The organism is Streptomyces sp. NPDC001532, from assembly GCF_040298625.1.
In the GTDB taxonomy this organism is placed as follows: Bacteria; Actinomycetota; Actinomycetes; order Streptomycetales; family Streptomycetaceae; genus Streptomyces.
In genome coordinates this window covers 42,323-61,551 of sequence record NZ_JBEPAL010000022.1, presented here as the reverse complement: position 1 = coordinate 61,551, position 19,229 = coordinate 42,323, and the positions used below count along the sequence as shown (strand labels likewise).

General features: G+C 73.7%; 16 protein-coding genes. 6 read left to right on the top strand and 10 right to left on the bottom strand.

The window, feature by feature from the left end:
• Positions 1-10 precede the first annotated feature (10 nt).
• Complete coding sequence (locus tag ABT232_RS20960) at positions 11-979, top strand: aldo/keto reductase (protein WP_351842015.1); 969 nt, start codon at positions 11-13, stop codon at positions 977-979.
• Positions 980-1,055: 76 nt separating this feature from the next.
• Here ABT232_RS20960 and ABT232_RS20955 read toward each other — a convergent pair whose 3' ends face one another.
• Both ABT232_RS20955 and ABT232_RS20950 read right to left on the bottom strand, forming a co-directional pair.
• A complete protein-coding gene (locus tag ABT232_RS20955; protein WP_351842155.1) occupies positions 1,056-2,312 on the bottom strand; it encodes an SLC13 family permease in 1,257 nt (418 codons plus the stop codon).
• 140 nt (positions 2,313-2,452) lie between these two features.
• Positions 2,453-4,852, bottom strand: coding sequence for a SpoIIE family protein phosphatase (locus ABT232_RS20950; protein WP_351842013.1), 2,400 nt, complete (start codon positions 4,850-4,852; stop codon positions 2,453-2,455).
• A 328-nt stretch (positions 4,853-5,180) separates the two neighbouring features.
• Between ABT232_RS20950 and ABT232_RS20945 the strand changes: the two genes are divergently transcribed.
• From ABT232_RS20945 to ABT232_RS20930, 4 genes are all read left to right on the top strand, one after another.
• Positions 5,181-7,415 carry a glycoside hydrolase family 9 protein gene (locus ABT232_RS20945; protein WP_351842011.1) on the top strand — a complete coding sequence of 745 codons (2,235 nt, stop codon included), beginning with the start codon at positions 5,181-5,183 and terminating at the stop codon, positions 7,413-7,415.
• A gap of 127 nt (positions 7,416-7,542) precedes the next feature.
• A complete protein-coding gene (locus ABT232_RS20940; protein ID WP_073939881.1) occupies positions 7,543-7,788 on the top strand; it encodes a hypothetical protein in 246 nt (81 codons plus the stop codon).
• Between the two features lie 3 nt (positions 7,789-7,791).
• Positions 7,792-8,169, top strand: a complete 378-nt coding sequence (locus ABT232_RS20935) for a toxin Doc (RefSeq protein WP_166004147.1) — start codon at positions 7,792-7,794, stop codon at positions 8,167-8,169.
• A gap of 312 nt (positions 8,170-8,481) precedes the next feature.
• A complete protein-coding gene (locus tag ABT232_RS20930) occupies positions 8,482-10,077 on the top strand; it encodes an RICIN domain-containing protein (RefSeq protein WP_351842008.1) in 1,596 nt (531 codons plus the stop codon).
• Here the strand turns inward: ABT232_RS20930 and ABT232_RS20925 are convergent.
• Entirely contained in the window at positions 10,069-11,061 is a 993-nt protein-coding gene (locus tag ABT232_RS20925) for a 2-hydroxyacid dehydrogenase (RefSeq protein WP_351842006.1), read from the bottom strand. The genes ABT232_RS20930 and ABT232_RS20925 overlap by 9 nt on opposite strands.
• Positions 11,058-12,227 carry a lactate 2-monooxygenase gene (locus ABT232_RS20920; protein WP_351842004.1) on the bottom strand — a complete coding sequence of 390 codons (1,170 nt, stop codon included), beginning with the start codon at positions 12,225-12,227 and terminating at the stop codon, positions 11,058-11,060. Before ABT232_RS20920 ends, ABT232_RS20925 begins: the two co-directional genes overlap by 4 nt.
• Positions 12,228-12,622: 395 nt before the next feature.
• On the opposite strand from ABT232_RS20920, the gene ABT232_RS20915 reads away from it, so the two are divergent.
• Positions 12,623-13,045 carry a subtilase-type protease inhibitor gene (locus tag ABT232_RS20915; protein WP_351842003.1) on the top strand — a complete coding sequence of 141 codons (423 nt, stop codon included), beginning with the start codon at positions 12,623-12,625 and terminating at the stop codon, positions 13,043-13,045.
• A gap of 136 nt (positions 13,046-13,181) precedes the next feature.
• Here the strand turns inward: ABT232_RS20915 and ABT232_RS20910 are convergent, their stop codons facing one another.
• The 6 genes from ABT232_RS20910 to ABT232_RS20885 all read right to left on the bottom strand — a co-directional run bounded on the left by ABT232_RS20910 (position 13,182) and on the right by ABT232_RS20885 (position 19,229).
• Entirely contained in the window at positions 13,182-13,388 is a 207-nt protein-coding gene (locus tag ABT232_RS20910; protein ID WP_351842001.1) for a CDGSH iron-sulfur domain-containing protein, read from the bottom strand.
• Positions 13,369-14,022, bottom strand: coding sequence for a HemK2/MTQ2 family protein methyltransferase (locus ABT232_RS20905; RefSeq protein ID WP_351841999.1), 654 nt, complete (start codon positions 14,020-14,022; stop codon positions 13,369-13,371). Before ABT232_RS20905 ends, ABT232_RS20910 begins: the two co-directional genes overlap by 20 nt.
• Positions 14,023-14,044: 22 nt before the next feature.
• A complete protein-coding gene (locus tag ABT232_RS20900) occupies positions 14,045-15,058 on the bottom strand; it encodes an iron-containing redox enzyme family protein (RefSeq protein WP_351841997.1) in 1,014 nt (337 codons plus the stop codon).
• A 54-nt stretch (positions 15,059-15,112) separates the two neighbouring features.
• On the bottom strand, positions 15,113-15,307 hold the full coding sequence (locus ABT232_RS20895) for a hypothetical protein (RefSeq protein WP_351841995.1): 195 nt from the start codon (positions 15,305-15,307) through the stop codon (positions 15,113-15,115).
• A 26-nt stretch (positions 15,308-15,333) separates the two neighbouring features.
• The gene (locus tag ABT232_RS20890) at positions 15,334-16,341 is read right to left on the bottom strand and encodes a Ppx/GppA family phosphatase (protein WP_351841993.1); all 1,008 of its coding nucleotides are present in this window, start codon (positions 16,339-16,341) and stop codon (positions 15,334-15,336) included.
• A 62-nt stretch (positions 16,342-16,403) separates the two neighbouring features.
• Positions 16,404-19,229: an NHLP bacteriocin export ABC transporter permease/ATPase subunit gene (locus ABT232_RS20885; protein WP_351841991.1), complete on the bottom strand. Its 2,826-nt coding sequence runs from the start codon at positions 19,227-19,229 to the stop codon at positions 16,404-16,406.

The window sequence follows — 19,229 nt, the reverse complement described above, 5'->3', positions numbered from 1 at the left end:
AGCAGCAACGATGCAGTACGTGAAGCTCGGTTCGACGGGCCTGGACGTCTCCCGGATCTGCCTGGGCTGCATGACCTACGGCCTTCCCGACCGGGGCGTGCACGAGTGGACCCTCGACGAGGAGGCGTCCCGCCCGCTGATCCGGCAGGCCCTGGAGGCCGGGATCACCTTCTTCGACACCGCCAACGTCTACTCGGACGGCACCAGTGAGGAGATCGTCGGCCGGGCGCTGCGCGACTTCGCCCGCCGCGACGAGATCGTGCTGGCGACGAAGGTGCACGGCCGGATGCGGCCCGGCCCGAACGGCGCGGGGCTCTCCCGCAAGGCGATCATGACCGAGATCGACCACAGCCTCGCCCGCCTCGGCACCGACCACGTCGACCTCTACCAGATCCACCGCTTCGACCCGCACACCCCGGTCGAGGAGACGATGGAGGCGCTGCACGACCTGGTCAAGGCGGGCAAGGTGCGCTACCTGGGCGCCAGTTCCATGTACGCCTGGCAGTTCTCCAAGATGCAGTACACCGCCGAACGCCACGGCTGGACCAGGTTCGTCTCCATGCAGAACCACTACAACCTCCTCTACCGCGAGGAGGAGCGCGAGATGCTGCCGCTCTGCGCGGACCAGGGCGTCGGCGTGCTGCCGTGGAGCCCGCTCGCCCGCGGCCGGCTCACCCGCGACTGGGGCACGGTCACCGAGCGCAGCTCCCGCGACGACTTCGGCAGCACCCTCTACCAGGAGGGCGACCACGCCATCGTGGACGCCGTCACCCGCATCGCCGAAGAACGCGAAGTGCCGCGCGCCCAGGTCGCCCTGGCCTGGCTGCTGCACCAGCGGACGGTCGTGGCCCCGATCATCGGCGCCGCCAAGCCGTCGCACCTGGAGGACGCCGTGGCCGCCGTGGACCTCGTCCTCACCGACAAGGAGATCGAGGAACTGGAACGCCCGTACGCCCCGCACCCCGTCGCCGGACACTGACACCCCGCCGCAACGCCCGACCGGGTCCGCACGGCACGCCCGCCCCGCCGCCCGGACCCGCTCGGGCCCGCCCCGCTCACACCCCGACGACCCGCAGCGACACCCACAGCGCGACGACCGCACCGGTCAGCGCGAGCGGCACGCTCAGCAGCCCCAGCCGTGTGAACTCCCCGACGCCCACCCGCTCTCCCCGCTCGCGCAGGATCCGCCGCCACAACAGCGTCGCCAGCGATCCGGCGTACGTCAGGTTGGGCCCGATGTTCACTCCGAGCAGCACCGCCAGCACCGCACCGGCCCCGCCGTCGACCGCGAGCGGCAGCAGCACCAGCACGGCCGGCAGATTGTTGATCAGGTTCGCCAGTACGGCGGCCACCGCCGCGATGCCGAGCAGCGCCGGCAGCCCCGACCCGTCGGGCAGCACCCGCCCCAGCGCGTCCGCGAGCCCGTTGTCGACCACCGCCCGTACCACCACGCCGAGCGCCAGGACGAACGCGAGGAAGGCCGGCGCGGAGGCCCGCACCACCGTCAGCGGTGTCGCCTCCCGCCGGACGAACGCCCGCCCCGCCAGCACCAGCGCACCCGCCAGCGCCACCCACGCCGGTTCCACCCCCACCGCGGACGCCACGACGAAACCGGCGAGGGTGCCGGCCACCGTGACCAGCGCGAACACCGGCCGCTCCACCGCCCGCGGCGCCTCGGGAGCGGCGGCGGGCGCCGCGAGGTCGGCGGCGAAGAACCGCCGCAGGACCAGGTACTCAGCCCCGATCGCGACCAGCCACGGCAGGGCCATCAGCGCCGCGAAGCGGGTGAAGCTCAGCCCGCTCGCCGTGAACGCCAGCAGATTCGTCAGGTTGGAGACCGGCAGCAGCAGCGACGCCGTGTTCGACAGATGCGCGCAGGCGTACAGATGCGGCCGGGCCCGGACGCCCGCACGGGCGGCGGTGGCCAGCACCACCGGGGTGAGCAGCACCACGGTGGCGTCCAGGCTGAGCACCGCCGTGATCGCCGAGGCCAGCGCGAACACCGCCGTCAGCAGCCGCCGAGGCCGGCCGGCGGCCCGCCGCGCCAGCCACGCCCCGCAGGCCCGGAAGAGCCCCTCGACATCGCAGAAGTGGGCGAGCACCAGCACCGCGGCGAGAAACCCCACCACCGGCGCGAGGCGTTCGACCTCCGCCAGCGCGTGCTCCGGCGAGATCGCCCCGGCGGCGACCGCCAGTCCGGCCGCCGGGACCGCGACCACCGCCTCCGGCAGGCCGGACGGCCGGAGCACCGCCCACGCGAGCACGGCCACGAGCAGGACGACGGACAGGGACTCGGTGAGCGGGGCGTTCAGGGCGGGATCCTCGGGACGGAACGGGCGGGTGGAGCCCGACCATCACATCACGGCCCACCGGCCGCCCTCGCGAAGCCCCGTCCGCCGCCCGACGGGAGCCGCCGCCCGGCCGGAGAGGACGCCCGACGGGAGAGGACGCCTCACTCCTCCTCGATCAGCGCCAGCTCCGCCCAGATCGTCTTGCCCTCGGGAGTGTGGCGGCTGCCCCAGCGCTGGGTGAGCTGGGCGACCAGCAGCAGACCCCGCCCGCCCTCGTCGAAGGTCTTGGCCCGACGCAGATGCGGGGCGGTGTGGCTGGTGTCGGAGACCTCGCAGATCAGGGTGTCCGCGTCGTGGATCAGCCGCAGCCGGATCGGGTGCGAGCCGTACCGGATGGCGTTGGTGACCAGCTCGCTCACCACCAGCTCGGTGGTGAAGGAGGCCTCGGGGAGCCGCCAGGTGCTCAGCTGTTCGACGACCTGCTTGCGGATCGGCGCGACCAGCGCCGGATCGGCGGGGATGTCCCAGGTGGCGACCTGCGAGGCGGCCAGGCCGTGGGTGCGGGCGATGAGCAGCGCCACGTCGTCGCAGGCGCCACCGGAGGGGAGCAGGGCGCGCAGGACGCGGTCGCAGGTCTCGTCGAGGGAGAGGCCGCCCGGGCGGTCGCTGTCCTCCGCCAGCGCCTCGCGCAGCAGCCGGTGCGCGGCGCCGAGGTCCAGCTCGGGGTTCTCGACCAGCCCCTTGGTGAAGAAGGAGAGCACCGTGCCCTCGTGCAGATACAGCTCGGCCGCCTCGAACGGCAGTCCGCCCATGCCCAGCGGGGGACCGGCGGGCAGGTCGAGCTCCTGGGGCTCACCGCCCGGCGGCACCATGATCGGCGCGGGATGCCCGGCGCGGGCGAGGGTGCAGCGCCGGGAGACCGGGTCGTAGACGGCGTACAGACAGGTGGCGCCGACCTCGCCGGGGCTGCCGTCGGCGCCGGCCTCCTCGGACAGCCGGACCACCAGATCGTCGAGGTGGGTGAGGAGTTCGTCGGGGGCGAGGTCGATGTCGGCGAGGGTGCGGACGGCGGTGCGCAGCCGGCCCATGGTGGCCGACGCCGGGATGCCGTGGCCGACGACGTCCCCGACGACCATCGCGACCCGCATGCCGGACAGCGGGATCACGTCGAACCAGTCGCCGCCGACTCCGGCCCGCGCGGCCGGGAGGTAACGCGAGGACGCCTCCAGCGCGGCGGTGCTCGGCAGTCGGCGGGGCAGCAGGCTGCGCTGCAGGGCGAGAGCGGTCTCGCGCTCGCGGGAGTAGCGGCGGGCGTTGTCGACGCAGACCGCGGCCCGGGCGGTGATCTCCTCGGCCAGCAGCACGTCGTCCGGGGTGAACGGCTCGGGCCGCCGGGTGCGGTTGAGGACCGCGACGCCGAGCGTGGTGCCGCGGGCCTGGATCGGCACGGACATCGTGGAGTGGATGCCGTACCGCCGGTAGCGCTCGCGGCGGATGTCGTCCTCGGCCAGCCAGCGCTCCAGGTCGCCCGCGGCGGTCGAGGCGATGATCGTGGCGCCGGACATCAGCGAGGCGGCCTGCGGGGACGAGGCGGGGTAGGCCTGGGTGTCGCCCGGCGCGACCACGGCCTCCGGGCTTCCCGGGGTCAGCGACCGGTGGGCGACGCGGCGCAGCACCACCGGCGCGGTGACCCGCTGCGGGGGTTCGCCGCCGTGCTCCGGAGGGTCGAGCAGGTCGATGCTGACGAAGTCGGCGAGCGCGGGCACACACACGTCGGCGAGCTCCTGCGCGGTGCGGGTCACGTCGAGGGTGCTGCCGATGCGCACACTGGCCTCGTTGACCAGATGCAGCCGTTGCCGGGCGAGGTAGTTGTCGGTGACGTCGTGGGCGGCCAGGCACACCCCGCGCACCCGTCCTTCCGCGTCGGTGACCGGTGCCATCCGGGCCAGCCAGGCGTGCGCCCGGTCCTCCCCGCCGGCGCGCATATAGGTCTGGACGTCCTGGGCCCGGCCGGTGGTGAGGACCTGGAGAAGATGGCGCTCCAGTTCCTCGCTCTGCGGCTTCCCGCCGATCTCGGCGAGCCGCAGTCCCCGGACGTGCTCCTCGGACAGGCCGATCACGGCGGCCATCGCGTCGTTGAGCGTGCGCAGGCGCAGTCGCTCGTCGTAGACGGCCACGGCGCACGGGGACTGGCTCAGGGCGACCGCGTCCAGCGGGTCGTCGGGGGAGCGAGGGCCGCCGCCCTCCAGCGGGGTGACCACCAGCCAGTGGCCCGGGCCGCCGTCGGCCGGCCGCCGGTGATGGGCGAGCAGCCACACGGTCTCGGTACGGCCCGCGCGGTGACGCAGCGCGAGGGTGCCGTCCCAGCGGGGGGCGCGCACCTCGGCGCGCACCTGGGGAGCGGGGTCCTGGAGCAGCCGGGCGGCCGGCCGGCCCACCACCTCGTCGGCGCTCCAGCCCAGCAGCCGCCGCGCGCCCTCGTTCCAGGCGGTCAGCGTGCCGTCGTCGGCGATGACAGCCCGGGCCGTCGCGGCCTCGTCGAACGGGTACTCCGGGCTCATGGTCGCCACTCCATCGCGACTCCATCGCGCACACTGACGGTGAACAAGCGCGTCACTTCCGTCCCAGCCTAGTGCGTCCGGCGCCGCTGTGAACGGGAACGCGCGGCCCGGGGGCGTCACGGTCGCCGCGCGGCGGCGCACGGCCCGCCCGGCGCCGCCCCGTCGTACGACCCCCGTGCGCCCCCTGGCCCGATCGGCCGGGCAACCGGTCGCGTCCGGACCGTTGACGGCATGTCGTCCCGCCCACAACCATGGCCTCCGTCCGCAACTTGGGAGCGCTCCCATTCTTCCGGGGAGCGCCACCCGCACCTCCCGAGGAGCCCCCGACGTGAAACGACGCAGAACCGCGCTGCTGTCCCTGACAGCACTCCTGGGCGCGGCGCTCACCACCGTTCCCGCCCAGGCCGACGAGGTCGAACAGGTCAGGAACGGCACTTTCGACACCACCACCGATCCCTGGTGGACCACGAGCAACGTCACCGCGGGCCTGTCCGAGGGACGGCTGTGCGCGGACGTGCCGGGCGGCACCGCCAACCGCTGGGACGCCGCCGTCGGCCAGAACGACATCACCCTGGTGAAGGGCGAGTCGTACCGCGTCTCCTTCTACGCCGACGGCACCCCCGGCGACCACGTGGTCCGCGCCGTCGTCGGCCTCTCGGTGGCCCCGTACGACACCTGGTTCGAGGTGAGCCCGCAGCTCAGCGTCTCCGGCAACAGCTACTCGTACACCTTCACCTCGCCCGTCGACACCACCCAGGCCCAGGTCGGCTTCCAGGTCGGCGGCAGCGCCGACGCCTGGCGGTTCTGCATGGACGACGTCTCGCTGCTCGGCGGGGTGGCGCCCGAGCCGTACGAGCCGGACACCGGTCCGCGGGTGCGCGTCAACCAGGTCGCCTACCTGCCCGCCGGACCGAAGAACGCCACCCTCGTCACCGACGCCGTCGAGCGGCTGCCCTGGCAGCTGAAGAACGCCGGCGGCACGGTCGTCGCCCGCGGCTTCACCGTGCCGCGTGGGACCGACGCCTCCTCGGGGCAGAACGTGCACTCCGTCGACTTCGGCGCGTACAGGACCCGCGGCAAGGGCTTCACCCTGGTCGCCGACGGCGAGAGCAGCCGCCCCTTCGACATCGGCACCGGCGCCTACGACCGGCTGAGCACCGACGCCGCGAAGTTCTACTACACCCAGCGCAGCGGCCTCGCGATCAGCGGTGAACTGCGCCCGGGCTACGCCCGCCCGGCCGGCCACGTCGGCGTGGCGCCCAACCAGGGCGACACCGACGTGCCCTGCCAGCCCGGCGTGTGCGACCACCGGCTCGACGTCTCCGGCGGCTGGTACGACGCCGGCGACCACGGCAAGTACGTCGTCAACGGCGGTATCTCCGTGTGGGAGCTGCTGAGCACCTACGAGCGCGCGCTGCACGCCCGCACCGGCGAGGTCGAGCGGTTCCGCGACGGCACGCTGGCCATACCGGAGAGCGGCAACAAGGTGCCCGACCTGCTCGACGAGGTCCGCTGGGAACTGGACTTCCTGCTGAAGATGCAGGTCCCGGACGGGCAGCCGCTGGCCGGCATGGCCCATCACAAGATCCACGACGAGAACTGGACCGGCCTGCCGCTGCTGCCGAGCGACGACCCGCAGAAGCGCGAGCTGCACCCGCCGACCACCGCGGCCACCCTCAACCTGGCGGCCGCAGCCGCGCAGGCGGCCCGCCTGTACAAGGCGTACGACCCGCAGTTCGCCGCCGAGGCCCTGGCCGCCGCGCGCAAGGCGTGGGCCGCAGCCCAGGCGCACCCGGACATCTACGCCTCGGAGAGCGACGGCATCGGCGGCGGTGCCTACCCGGACCGCAGCGTCGACGACGAGTTCTACTGGGCGGCCGCCGAGCTGTACCTCACCACGGGGGAGCAGCGGTTCGCCGACCACATACTGAACTCGCCGGTCCACACCGCCGACATCTTCGGCCCGCTCGGCTTCGACTGGGCGCGCACCGGGGCGGCGGCCCGCCTGGATCTCGCCACCGTGCCGAACCGGCTGCCCGGCCGGGACAAGGTCCGCCAGTCCGTGGTCAAGGGCGCCGACCGCTACCTGGCGACCCTGAAGGCCCACCCGTACGGCATGCCGTACGCCCCCGAGGACAACACCTACGACTGGGGCTCCAGCCACCAGGTCCTCAACAACGCCGTCGTCCTGGCCACCGCCTACGACATCACCGGTTCCGCCAAGTACCGGGACGGCGCGGTCCAGAGCATGGACTACGTCCTGGGCCGCAACGCGCTGAACATCTCGTACGTCACCGGCTACGGGGACGTCAGCGCGCAGAACCAGCACAGCCGCTGGTACGCCCACCAGCTCGATGCGAAGCTGCCGAACCCGCCTGCCGGGTCGCTGTCCGGCGGTCCGAACAGCAGCATCCAGGACCCGCTGGCGCAGAGCAAACTCCAGGGCTGCGTGGGTCAGTTCTGCTACATCGACGACATCCAGTCCTGGTCGACCAACGAGATCACCATCAACTGGAACGCGGCGCTCGCGCGCATCGCGGCCTTCGTGGCGGACCAGGGGTGAGACCGGCGGGACGGGGAGCGCGGCCCGGCCTCCCCGTCCCGCCGCGGCGTGTCCGTCCGGTACCGTGCCGCCTCAGCTCTGAGCTGGGGTTATTTACGGTCGAGTACCCGCGCGGTACCGTGAGGGCATGCCTGCCCTCAACGTGGAGTTCAGTGAACGCGAGCTGGAGGACCTGCGGCAGATCGCCAAGGAACGGGGCACGTCGATGAAGGCCCTCGTCCGCGAGGCGGCCGCGGCCGACATCGCCCGGCACCGGGCGCTCCAGGAAGGCGCCGAGGCCTTCCGCCGGTTCTTCTCGGCCCACGCCGACGAGTTCGCGGCCGCCTTCCCCGACGACGAGCCGCCCGCCGGCGGCGAGGGACGGGCCGCCTGACCCATGGCACCCGTCCTCCATATCGACGTCCCGTGGCTGCTCCAGCGGCACGAAGAGGTCCTGCCGGACCAGCCGACGATCAACGACTTCTCCGCGCTGGTCGCCGCCGTCGCCCGGCACCGCGTCGACCCGCCCCGGCTCGGGGTCGACTCCGACCCGGCCTGGCGGGCCGCCGCGCTGCTGCACACCCTCGCCCTGCTGCGGCCGCTGCCCTCCGCCAACGCCCGGTTCGCCTGCGCGACCGCCGTGGCCTACATGTTCGTCAGCGGCGTCGGCATCGACCCGCCCTACGGCGCCCTCGTGGACCTCGCCCGCGACCTGATGGACGGCAGGACCGACGTCTACGGCGCGGCCGACCGGCTGCGCTCCTGGCAGATCTGACGGCGCCGCCCGCCTCCCGCGCCGCCTCTCGCGCAGGCGCGCGCGGTACGGCCGTCGCGTGCGCGCCATTCACCGAGGCGCGGAGAAAAGCGAATGGTAGTGGGCGCGGCGGAAGTTGGCATCGTATCTGACTTTATTTCAGTGGTGCGGATGTTCCCGACCGCCTTGTTGTGCACGACTCGGTTGTGCAAGGGTGATCCACCGGGAAATTCCGCTCCCGTTACCGCGCCACAAAGGTCCGCACCAAACCTGGCTTCCTTTCGGCGATCAGAACTCCCGGCTGTCCCATAAACGTGGGAAGGAAACCGCTCCGTGCTCACCCCCCACCCCCCGCACCCCGCTCGTCCACCGTCGCCCGGCGGTGTCGCGGGTCCCTCCGACGAGGCGCTGGCCGCCCGGCTCAGCGGCGTCCCGGACGCCGAGGCCTCCCGTGCCACGGCCCTGTTGCTGACCCGGCACTGGTCCTCCGCGCACGCCTACGCGGCCATCTGCCTAGCCTCGAACGCGCAAGTCGCCGCCATGGTGACCACGGCCGCGAGCCACCAGGTCCTCGACCGGCTGACCCTCGGCGACACCGGTGTCGCGCTGCGCCCGCGACTGCTCGTCGCGGTACGGGACACCGTGCGGCTCTGGTCCGCCGACGAAGGAATATCCGAGCGGCTTCCGCAGTTGCGGAAACCCGCCGGAGGACGCGGTATGCGGGCCGCGAAGTCCATGACACCGGAAAACCGCAAGCTCGCTGAACGCGCTTTCCACGAGCTGCCAGGACCGGCCCGCTGTCTGCTCTGGCACACCGAGGTCGAAGCCGAACCCCTGGACTTCCCCGCCCAGTTGCTCGGCATGGACATCGACACCGCCGCGGTCACCCTGGAACAGGCCCGGGAGAAATTCCGCGAAGGCTGCGTCCGCGCCCATCAGCAGCTCGCCCCCGGACCCGACTGCCGCTTCTACAACCGCCTCCTCGACGTCCCGATCCGGCGCGGCGGAGCCCTGCTGCCGGACGTCCAGGACCATCTGTCGCAGTGCCGGCACTGCCGGGACGCCGCCGACCAGCTGAGCCACTTCGAGACCGGACTGGGCGCGCTGCTCGCCGAGGCGGTGCTCGGCTGGGGCGCCCGCCGCTACTTCGACTCGCGCCCCGGCCGCAACCAGCACCGCACCCGCGCCCGGGGCGCCCGCCGCGCCGGACGCGCCCGCGTGCTGCCGAGGCTCCCCGCCGCCGTGGCCCGCTCCTCGCGGGTGCTGCGCACCGGTGTCGGCATCGCCTCCGCAGGCCTGCTCGCCACCGTCCTCGCCACCAGCCTGTCCTACGACGGCGACGCCGACCCCGCGGCCTCCGCCGGCGCGGCCGACCGCACCGGCTCGCCGGCCCCCGGCACCGCCACGGTCCCCCCGGACACCGCGCAACTGCCGGGCTCGCCGCGGCAGACCAGGATCCGCAACACGGCCACCGACCTGTGCCTGGACATCCAGGGCGAGCCGAGGGCCGGTGCCGGGATCGAGCCGGCGGCCTGCTCCACGGAGTGGACCCAGCAGTGGCAGTACGAGGACGACGGGCTGCTGCGCAGTGTGGCCGACCCCGGGCTGTGCCTCGACTCGCACGCGGACGCCGGGGTGGTCATCCTCGGCCCGTGCGCCGCCGCGGACGACGAACGCGGCGACGACGTGCGGTACGACCTCACGCTCCAGGGCGAGTTCCTGCCCCGCTGGGACGAGCAGCTCGCTCTCGCGCCCACCACCGGCGCCCCGGGCGCCGACATCGTCGTCGGGCTCCGCGACGGCTCCGCCGTCCAGCGCTGGGCCGCCGACCCGGCCACCGCCGGGACGGGTTCCCAGTCGGTCGCCGAGACACTGTCGGCCACGGCCCGCGCGGCCGGGCTGACCGGCGGCGGCAGCCCTTCACGCTGACGCGTCAGGACTCACGACGTCGCGTGGCGCCTCCCCGTCCAGGAACGCCGTCGCGTTGCCGACGGCGGCCGCGGAGATCCGGATCAGGGTTTCGCGGGTGACACCGGCGGCGTGCGGGGAGAGGACCACGTTCGGGGCCTTGAGCAGCCGCAGGGCCGGGGTGGGCGGCTCGGGGTCGAAGACGTCGAGGCCCGCCCCGGCCAGGGCGCCGCGCGCCAGCGCGTCCGCGAGGGCGTCCTGGTCGATCAGGGCGCCCCGCGCGGTGTTCACCACGAACGCCGTCGGCTTGAGCAGCGCCAGCCGTTCGGCGTTCAGGAGACGGCGGGTCGCGTCGGTCAGCGGGACGTGCAGGGTCACGTAGTCGCTGACGCGCAGCAGCTCGTCCAGCGGCAGCCGGCGGGCGCCGCCCAGCCTCGCCTCGGTCTCCGGCGCGGCCCGGCGCCGGCCGGTGTAGACGACGGTCATGTCGAACGCCGCCGCGCGCCGGGCGACCTGCTGCCCGATCTGTCCGAGCCCTACGACGCCGAGGGTCTTGCCGGACAGCTCGGTGAGGCTGCCGCGCAGGCGCGGCAGGGCCCAGTCGGCCTCCACGAGCGCGTTGTGCGCCGGCACCAGTTGCTTGGCGAGGGCGAGCATCAGGGCGAAGGTCTGCTCGGCCACGTTCTGCGCCTCGGCGCCGCTGGAGCCGATCGTGCACACCGTCACCCCGCGCTCCCGCGCGGCGGCCACGTCGACGTAGTCGTAACCATGGCTGGCGCACTGCACCAGCTCCAACCGCGGGGCCGAGGCCAGGTGTTCGGCGGTCACCGGGGCGAGCGCCGTCACGACGGCCCGCGCCTCGCGCAGCGCGGCCGGGTCCTCGTCGGCCGCCTCGACGGCGGTGACGTCCACCCCCTCGGCGAACAGCCGGGCGAGCCCCGCCGCGGCCCTGCGGCCGCCCACGTGCGGCGGGACGACCGCCAGCACGGTCCGCCGGGCGCTCACGCGCCCTCCTCGACGAGGTCGGCGGAGGTCACGGTGGCGGGCGTGGCGTGCCCCGACAGGGCGAGGGTGAGGTCGAGTTCGGCGAGCAGGCAGCGGATCACGTGCTCGACGCCCGGCTGCCCGTCGAGGGCGAGTCCATAGGCGTACGGCCGTCCGACGAGCACCGCCCGCGCGCCGAGCGCGAGCGCCTTGAACACGTCGTCGCCGGTGCGCACCCCGCTGTCGAAGAGCACCGTCAGCCGGTCGCCGACCGCCTCGACGACACCGGGCAGCGCGTCCGCGGCGCCGATGGAGCCCGCCACCTGGCGGCCGCCGTGGTTGGAGACGACCACGCCGTCCATCCCGGCGTCCGCCGCGAGCCGCGCGTCGTCCGGGTGCAGCACGCCCTTGAGGACGATCGGGCCGTCCCAGTTCTCTCTGAGGAACGCGAGGTCCGGCCAGGTCTTGCCGGGGTCGGCGAACATGCCGACGAAGTGCATGACGGCCGCGTTCGGATCCTCGTGCACCGGCTTGGCCAGTCCCGCCCGGAAGGCCGGGTCGGAGAAGTAGTTGGCGGTGCCGACGCCGTGCAGGAACGGCAGATAGGCCTGGTCGAGGTCGCGGGGCCGCCAGGCGAGCAGCGGGGTGTCGAGCGTGACCACCAGCACCCGGAAGCCGGCCGCCTTCGCCCGGGTCAGGAAACTCCGGGTCACCTCGCGGTCCTTGGCCCAGTACAGCTGGAACCAGCGCTCCGCGTCGCCCATGGCCTCGGCCACCTGCTCCAGCGGGGTGCTGGAGGCGGAGGACAGGATGTACGGCACACCGTGCGCGGCGGCGGCCCGGGCGGCGGCCGGCTCGGCCTCCGGATGCATGATCGACAGCACGCCGACCGGAGCGAGCGCCAGCGGGGCGGGCAGTGTGCCGCCCAGCACCTCGACCGTGAGGTCGCGCTCGTGGACGTCCCGCAGCATCCGCGGCACGATCCGGCGCCGCCGCAGGGCCTCCCGGTTGGCGCGGGCCGTGCTGCCGTCGCCCGCGCCGCCCGCGACGTAGCCGACCGGCCCGGGGCCGAGCCGCTGCTCGGTCAGCTCCTCCAGCCGGGTCAGATCGGTGGGCAGCCGGGGCACGGCGCCCGTCATCCCGTTCAGGTAGATCTCGTACTGGAAGTCCGCCCAGTGCTTGGCCATCCGTCCGCCCCTCGCCGTCGAGCCTGCGCCGACGCAGACCATACCGGCCGGTAGGCATGGACGGGATCGGTCGGTCGGCCGGGATCCCCGCAGGACGCGGGCATCCCGTCGGCTCGGTCGGCTGTGGCGGGTGGGAATCGGAATGTTTCAGGCCGATTAACCAGACCGTCGTTTCCAGCCATCAGGCCACTCGGAACGATCAAGATCCGCGTAGATTCGGCATTGGAACGTTCGAATTATGTGACTTCACGCCACTGTTTGAATACGCAATGTTACTGAAACCAGTGGGGTCGAGGTGTGTTTCCGCGACGGACTCGGCAGACTCGCGCTCGCCGGTCCGGCACCCACCGCGTGCGGTCCGGCACTCAACGCAATCAAGCGGAAGGATGCACACAATGCGGAACTTCGCGCGCCGGGCAGCGACCCTCGCCCTCGCAGCCACCGCGCTCACCGCGCCCCTGACCGGGACCGCCCAGGCGGCTCCCGACACGCTCTACGCCCCCTCCGCCCTGGTGCTCACCACCGGCCACGGCGAGAGTGCCGCCGCGGCCGCCCCGGAGCGCGCGGTCACGCTGAACTGCGCCCCGAGGCCGTCCGGCACCCATCCGGACCCGGCCGCGGCCTGCTCCGAACTGCGCCTGGTCGACGGCGACTTCACCGCGCTGGAGAGCGGCACCGACATCCTGTGCACCCGCGAGTACGACCCCGTGGTCGTCACCGTGGCGGGCGTCTGGCAGGGGCAGCGCGTCTCCTACGAGCGCACCTTCGCCAACGAGTGCATGAAGGACGCGGCAGGCACCAGCGTCTACGCGTTCTAGAGACCGGGGTCGCACGGCTCCCGTGAAGGCAGCAGGAGGCCCGCCGGTGGGGAGTGCGGGTTCCTGTCACGGAGACCGGAGCGGTCTCGCAGCAGGGCCGGCGGGCGGAGTGGGGCCGCCCGCCGGCCCTTGCACCTCACTTCTCGCGGGTACGGCCGCGATGGCTGGTGTCGCACCAGGGGAACCGGCGGCTGCGCCGGCAGGTGCACAGCGCCACCTCGAAGCGGTCGGAGGACACCGTCGTACCGTCCTCCAGTTCCACCTCCACCGGACCCTCGACGAGCATCGGGCCCTGACGCCGGACCCTGATCCGGCGGGGCGGGTCAGACGGGGAGTTCGGCACGGATCACCACCAGTTCCTCCCGCTCCTCGGCCGGGGCCAGCAGCCCCCGCTCGCGCAGCCAGCCGGCCCGGGAGCGCAGCACCGGGCCGAAGGGGATGTGCCGGCGCTGGGTCACGGCCGCCTTCAGGCCCGCCCCGCGCAGGTCGCCCACCGTCCGGTCGGGATCGCTGAGCGCCGAGTGGACCATCAGCAGCACCCCGCCGGGCCGCAGCAGGCCGGGCGCCTCACGGCAGATCCGGTCCACCACCAGCCGCCCGTCGTGGCCGCCGTCCCAGCTCCGGGCCGGGCCGCGCGGATCGGCGGCACCGTCCGGAGCGGGCACGTACGGCGGATTGGCCAGGATGAGGTCGAACGTCTGCCCGCGCACGGGGCCGAAGAGGTTGCCCTTGTGGATGCGCACCGGCAGCCCGGACAGCCGGGCGTTGAAGCGGGCGGTCCACACCGCCCGCCAGGACACGTCCACGGCCGTCACCCGGGCGCCGCGCCGGGCGGCCTCCAGGGCCAGGGCGCCGCTGCCGGTTCCGACGTCCAGGACGGACGCCTCGGCGGGCAACGGCTCGTCGGAGAGGGCCGCCGCCAGAAGTGCGGTGTCCTCCTGCGGCGGGTAGACGCCAGGTGGGATCAAGGGATTCACGATCTCCCCAGTACCCCGGCATTCAGGAAATATGGGGAATTTCGGAAGTGGCGCCGGGGCGCAGCGACGACCGGCCGGCCCGCCAGTCGGCGAGCAGCCGCTCCGCGAGCAGGTCCTCCACATGGCTCGTGGCGTCGATCCCGAAGGCCACGTCCGCCGCGAGATACGGCTCCTCGTCCAGCAGACCGCCGATCACATCGCGGCGCACCACCTGCTCGTGCACCGCGTCGGCCTCCACGTGCTCGTCGTAGAAGTGCTCGGCCGCCGGCCCGGCGCCGGTGCGGCGCATCGCCTCGGCCAGCCGCCGGGAACCGGGCGACGACGTGATCTCCACGGCGGCGAAATGCCCCACGAGCGCACCCCTGAGCGCCCGGTGCAGACCGAACAGGGACATCATGTTCACCGTGGTCAGCGCCTCCGCCGAGGCCACCTCCAGATAGTGGCCGTAGGTGGTGTCCAGACCCAGGTCCGCCATCAGGTCGGCGAACAGCTTGGCGTGCACCCGGTCGGGCCGCCCGCCGCCGAACTCGTCGAACTCCACCGCCGCCATCCCCGCCTTCGCCCGGCCCCACAGCCGCGGCAGCACCCAGGCGTGCGGGTCCGCCTCCTTCAGGTGGTACAGGGACCGCTGCGCCGCGTACTCGCGCAGCTGCCACAGTTCCCCCTCGTCCCGCAGATAGTGCGAGACCCCGGTGCCGTCCACCGGCTCCACCAGCAGATCGGCGATCGCGTCCTCGACGCTGTCGTGCGCCGTGGCGTCCTCCCGCAGCGCCGACAGGAACCGGTGCTCGAGCGCCGCGCGGGTGCGCAGCAGCTCCGGATCCCACTCACGCTCGGGCGGCACCCCGGCGAAGCCGCGGTAGTGCAGCTCGTAGCAGAGATAGAGGGCGAGCTGGAGGTCGTCCCCGTAGGGCGCCGCGGCCGCGATCGACTCCGCGTCCGGCGTCGGACCGCCGGCCCGCAGATAGTCGGCGACGGCCGCCGAGACCGGGCCGCGGGCCGTGGGCAAGGGCTGTCCTGCACGATCGTGTTCCATGCGGGTCGGGTACCCCGTACCGGCCCCGATGCCGCCTCACCTGCGCCGGACGGCTCACTTGTCCGGCTCGCCCCGCGACTCCTCCTGCGCCTCGGCGTTCGGAGTGATGGCCTCACCGGCCTCACCCCGGTGGCGCCCCTGCTCCTCGGTCTCCTCGGTGCGGCGCTCGGCGTCCAGTATCTCCTTCAGGACCTCCTCGAACGCGGTGCTGTTCGGCTCTTCCTCGGGGTGCTTCTCGTCGGCGGACACGGGACCTCTCCTTTCGGTTGCCGGGCTCAGCGGGTGGTGCTCGCGATGCGCAGCGGCACCGGTTCCCGGACGGGTTCGTCGTCGAGCCGGGAGACCTCCGCCCACCAGGACGGACCGTCCTCGACATGGCGCAGCAGGATGCCCTCGCGGATCGCCCACGGGCAGACGGTGACCGTCTTCAGGCCGGTCACCTTCATCGCCGTGTGCGCGACCAGCGCGCCGGCCAGGCTCTGGGCGGCGCGCGGCGCGGAGATGCCCGGCAGCGCGGCCCGCCGGCCGGACGGCAGCACGGCCAGCCGCTCCACCGCCGTCCGCAGCTCCCGCCGGCTCAGCTGCCGGTCCGCGAACGGTCCGAGCCGCCCCGGCGCCGCCCCGCACAACCGCCCCAGCTGCTGGAAGGTGCGGGAGGTGGCCACCGCCGTGCGCGGCCCCTCCCAGCGGATCCGGGCCCCGACGTCCCGCAGCTGGTGACGGACCTTGCGGCGCAGCGCCCGTACCTCGTCCGGGCGCGGCGGGTCCGCCGCGCCCGCGAAGAACTCGTGGGTGAGCCGGGCCGCGCCGAGCGGCAGCGAGGCCACGAAGTCCGGCAGCCGGCCGCGGCCGAAAGCCGCCTCCAGCGAGCCGCCGCCGATGTCCAGCAGCGCCAGTGGACCCGATCGCCAGCCCATCCAGCGCCGGGCGGCGAGGAACGTCAGCTCCGCCTCCACCTCACCGGGCAGCGTGCACAGCTGCACGCCGGTGCGCTCGCGCACCGCGCGCAGCACCTCCAGCCGGTTCGGCGCGGCCCGCACCACGGCGGTCGCGAAGGCCAGCGGCCCCGCCGCGTTCCACCGGGACGCGGTACGGGCGGCGTCGGCGACCGCCTCCACCAGCCGTTCCACCGCCTCCTCCGGGACCGGCCCGCCCGGCGTCACGTCCTCGCCGAGCCGCAGGCGCCACTTGGCGGTGTGGACCGGCAGCGGCACCTCACCCTCGGCGTCCACCACGACCAGCCGCACCGTCTTGGAGCCCACGTCGACCACACTGATCCGCATGCGCTCGTGGGTACCCGCAAACGGCCCTTCCTCACCGGCGGCATCCAGCCGTTCTCGCCCGGTCAGGCCAGCTGCCGCCGCACCAGCTCGTGCAGCCGCCCGCCGGTGTCCGCGAGAAGCCGCGCGGGCGGCCCCTGCTGGGCCACCTTGCCGTCCTCCATCACCACGACCCGGTCGGCGTCCAGCACGGTCGACAGGCGGTGCGCGATCACCACACGGGTGGCGTCCAGCGCTTTGGTGCTCTCGATGACCCGTCGCTGGGTCTCGTTGTCCAGCGCGCTGGTCGCCTCGTCGAAGAAGAGCACCCGCGGCCGGCGGATCAACGCCTGGGCGATCATCAGCCGCTGCCGCTGACCGCCCGAGATCGCGCCGTTGCCCGCGATGATGGTGTGCAGCCCCATCGGCATCCGCCTGATGTCCTCGGCCAGCCCGGCCATCTCGGCCGCCGCCATCACCTCCTCCGGGGTGTACGGCTCGGTGCCGCAGATGACGTCCATGATCGACCCGGTGAACGGCTGGGCGTGCTGGAGCACCACCCCGCACTGCCGCCGCACGGCCGACTGGTCGAGCGCCGCCAGGTCCTGGCCGTCGTAGAGCACACTGCCGGAGTCCGGGCGGTCGAAGCCGATGAGCAGGCGCAGCAGGGTCGACTTGCCGCAGCCGCTCGGGCCGACGATCGCCACGAACTCGCCCGGCCGGACGTCGAAGGACACGTCGTCGAGGACGAGCGGCCCGTCGTCGGAGTAGCGGAACGACAGCCGCCGCGCCTCGATCGCGCCGGACAGCCGGCCCGGCCGGGTGCTCGCCGTGCGCACCTCCGGCAGCTCCCGCAGCACCGGCTTGATCTGCTCGTACAGCGGCAGCGCCGCCACCAGCGACACGAACGCGCCGGTCAGCTGGGTGACCGAGGTGAGCAGCATGGTCACCGAGGTGTTGAACGCCAGGAAGTCGGCCGCCGACATCGCGCCCCGCGCCGGACCCGCCAGCAGCATGAACATCAGCAGCGAGCACAGCGGCAGATACACCGCCCCGAGCACCGCGCTCAAGTTCTTGATCCGGCCGAGCCGCTGCTGGAGCTCCCGGCTGCGCGCGAACTCGCCCGCCCAGGCGGCGTACGCGTAGTTCTCGGCGGCCGCCACCCGCAGCTTCGGCAGGCCCCGCAGGGTCTGGAACGCCTGGTTGTTCAGCTTGTTGGAGAGCACGGTCAGCCGCCGCTGCCACCGCACCTGCCAGAGCCCGAGGCCCAGGAACACCGCGCTGATCACCACCAGCATGCCCAGCGCCGCCAGCGCCATCGGCACGCTGAACCACAGCAGCAGCCCCAGGTTCATCGCACCGATCGTCACCGACTGGGCGACCGTGGGCCCGACCCCCGCCAGGAGGCGGCGGATCGCGCTGATGCCCATCGCCGCCCCGGCCAGCTCACCGGTCGAACGCCCGGTGAAGAACGTGGTCGGCAGCCGCAGCAGCCGGTCCCACACGGCCGGTTGCAGCGTCGCCTCGATCCGGCCCTCCAGCCGCAGGATGGTCAGGTTCTGCAACAGCATGAACGCCGCCGCGACCACGCTCGCGACCAGCACCGCCAGGCACACCTGTGTGATCGGCCCGGCCTGCGCCCTCGGCACGTACTCGCCGAGCACCTTGCCGGTGGCGATCGGCACCAGCGCCCCGATCGCCACCGTCACCAGCCCGCTGAGCAGCAGCCCGGTCAGATCACGGCGAGTGCCGCGCATACAGAACCGCAACAGGCCCAGCGGGCCCAGCGGACGGTCCGGCAGCGGCCGGTAGAACATCACCGCGCGCGGCTCGAACTCGGCCGCGTTGGCCTTCTCGACCGGCGTCTCCCGCCCGGTCGCCGGATGCACCGCCACGTAGCCGCCGCGCCGCCACAGCAGCGCGACCGGCGCCCCGGACAGCGCCCGCCGCCCGACCAGCGGACCCACGTCGTCGCGCCACCAGCCACCGTCCAGCCGCACCGCCCGGGTGCGCACCCGCGAGGCGAGCGCGATCCGCTCGACCGGGTCGAGCCGGTCGCTCTCGGTGCCGCCGTGCCCGGGGTCGGCGAGCGTGATCCCCGCCGCGCGCGCCACCAGCCGGCAGGCGGCGTACGTCGCGTCCGCGTCGGCGGCCGTGGTGCGCCGCTGCGAGGACCGGCCGATGGCCGCCAGCAGCGTCCGGTCGGCCTGGGCGCGCACCTGCTCGCCGGCCTTGATACCGGCCGCGGTGCGCGTCTCGTGGCTGCGCTCCAGCTGCTCGATCCAGCGGTCCAGAGTGGTCAGCAGGCGGTACTGCTGGTCCACCATGCCCTGCCACACCGCCGGGTCCATCAGCAGATCGGCGGCGGCCTCCGCGCCGTACAGCGAGCCGTACTGCACACTGCCCGGCGGCACCTGCATCCAGAACACGTCGTCGTCCGCGACCTCCGCGACCTCACCGGCCCCCGCGGACGCCATCGGCGCCTGGAAGAGCACGGACAGGCCACGGCCGACGCCCAGCGCCAGGGCGTACTCCAGCGGGCTCGTCGTCGGCGGCACGTACCGCGGGTTGCCGTGGTCGTCGTACGACCAGGTCTGGGTGGCCGCCGGCTGATACAGCTCGCGCAGGCCGATCCGGCGCACCACACAGTCCCTGACCGGCCGGGCCACCAGCGTGTGCTGGGGCCCCGCGACCGGTCCGAGCAGCAGCGTGCCCGCCTCCAGCCGGCCCAGGTGGTGCCAGTGCCCCTGCTGGGCGGCGTCCACCGCGAACAGGTCCAGCGCGCCGGCCGCGACCAGCCACAGCACCTGCGGCCCCTCCAGCTCCAGCCGGGTCAGGGCCGAGCCGTCGACCGGCGTGCCCAGCGCGCCCAGCGCGCCCAGGACCAGGTCGCCCTCGTGCGGGGTCGTCAT

Excerpts from the sequence above, each read along its gene's own strand:
- ABT232_RS20940 (WP_073939881.1), top strand. The coding sequence starts at position 7,543 with ATGCCTGCCCTCAACGTGGAGTTCAGTGAACGCGAGCTGGAGGACCTG.
- ABT232_RS20900 (WP_351841997.1), bottom strand. The coding sequence starts at position 15,058 with ATGGAACACGATCGTGCAGGACAGCCCTTGCCCACGGCCCGCGGCCCG.
- ABT232_RS20885 (WP_351841991.1), bottom strand. The coding sequence starts at position 19,229 with ATGACGACCCCGCACGAGGGCGACCTGGTCCTGGGCGCGCTGGGCGCG.
- ABT232_RS20920 (WP_351842004.1), bottom strand. The coding sequence starts at position 12,227 with ATGGCCAAGCACTGGGCGGACTTCCAGTACGAGATCTACCTGAACGGG.
- ABT232_RS20960 (WP_351842015.1), top strand. The coding sequence starts at position 11 with ATGCAGTACGTGAAGCTCGGTTCGACGGGCCTGGACGTCTCCCGGATC.
- ABT232_RS20935 (WP_166004147.1), top strand. The coding sequence starts at position 7,792 with ATGGCACCCGTCCTCCATATCGACGTCCCGTGGCTGCTCCAGCGGCAC.
- ABT232_RS20915 (WP_351842003.1), top strand. The coding sequence starts at position 12,623 with ATGCGGAACTTCGCGCGCCGGGCAGCGACCCTCGCCCTCGCAGCCACC.
- ABT232_RS20890 (WP_351841993.1), bottom strand. The coding sequence starts at position 16,341 with ATGCGGATCAGTGTGGTCGACGTGGGCTCCAAGACGGTGCGGCTGGTC.
- ABT232_RS20950 (WP_351842013.1), bottom strand. The coding sequence starts at position 4,852 with ATGAGCCCGGAGTACCCGTTCGACGAGGCCGCGACGGCCCGGGCTGTC.